General features: G+C 71.5%; 1 protein-coding gene. It reads right to left on the reverse strand.

All coding sequences use genetic code 11. From position 1 onward, the window contains the following. On the reverse strand, positions 1-1,262 hold a 1,262-nt coding region (locus ACFWDO_RS21415; RefSeq protein ID WP_380347198.1), incomplete at both ends, for an amino acid adenylation domain-containing protein.

Below are 1,262 nucleotides of genomic sequence, written 5' to 3' on the forward strand. Positions count from 1 at the left end.
GTCTCGCTCCCGCCGACCTCGATGCGATAGCCACGCACCTTCACCTGGGCGTCGGCGCGGCCGAGATAACCGAAGCGGCCACCCGGGAGCCGGCGCACGAGGTCGCCGGTGCGGTACATGCGCGCACCGGGGCGCGTCGGGTCGGCGACGAAACGGTCCGCGGTGATGGCGGGCTTGCCGAGGTAGCCGCGGGCCAGCTGCACCCCTTCCAGGTACAGCTCCCCCGCGGTACCGGGCGGGACGGGTCGCAGTTGCCGGTCGAGCACGTGGACGCGCGTGTTGGCGACCGGTATGCCGATCGAGATACCCACGGCGGGACCGGCTTCTACCTGCGCCGCGGTCACCACGGTGGCTTCGGCGGGGCCGTACCAGTTGACCAGCGCCGCCGCGGGCAGCACCTGGCCGAACCGGCGCGCGGTCGAGGACGTCAGCGCCTCGCCCGCCGCGAACACCCGCCGCAGCGAGGGGAATTCGCCCGTGTCGCGGTCGGCGAGGAAGGCGTCCAGCATCGACGGCACGAAATGCACGGTGGTGATGGCGCGTTCGGTGATCACCTCGGCCAGATAGGCCGGGTCACGGTGACCGTCGGGAGCGGCGATCACCACCGTGGCGCCGGTCTGCAACGGCCACAGCAACTCCCAGGTGGAGATATCGAAGGTGACCGGGGTCTTGTGCAGGACCACGTCGCCGGGGCCGTGCGGGTAGGTGCGCTGCGCCCAGCGGAACTGGTTGACCAGCTGCCGGTGCGTCAGCATGACGCCCTTGGGCGTGCCGGTGGACCCGGAGGTGTGGATGACGTAGGCGAGATTGTCGGCCTTCGGCAGCTCCAGCTCCGCCGCTTCGCCACTGACGGCGGCTAGCTCGAGGACGGGAATGCCGGAGTCGGTGGTGAAACCGGCGGTGGCGAGCACACAGATCGGCGCGGCCGAAGCCAGCACCCGGTCGGTCCGTTCGGCGGGGTGGTCCGGGTCGACCGGTACGTACGCCGCACCGGTCCGCAGCACCGCGTAGATCGCGGTCACCAGGTCGATGCCGCGCCGCATCGCGACGGCGACGAGCGTCTCCGGCCGGGCGCCCCGTGCACGGAGGGAACCGGCGAGCTCGCGCACGCGTTCGTCGAATTCCGCGTAGGTGTAGGTGGTTTCACCGTCGACCAGTGCGGTGGCCTGCGGCGTGCGCCGGACCTGCGCGTCGAACAGCGACAGCAGCGTCGCCTCGTCGAGCAGTTCGGGCGCGTCGGTGGCGTTGACCGCCGCCAGAGT

This window comes from Isoptericola sp. NPDC060185, assembly GCF_042728595.1.
GTDB lineage: Bacteria > Actinomycetota > Actinomycetes > Actinomycetales > Cellulomonadaceae > Isoptericola.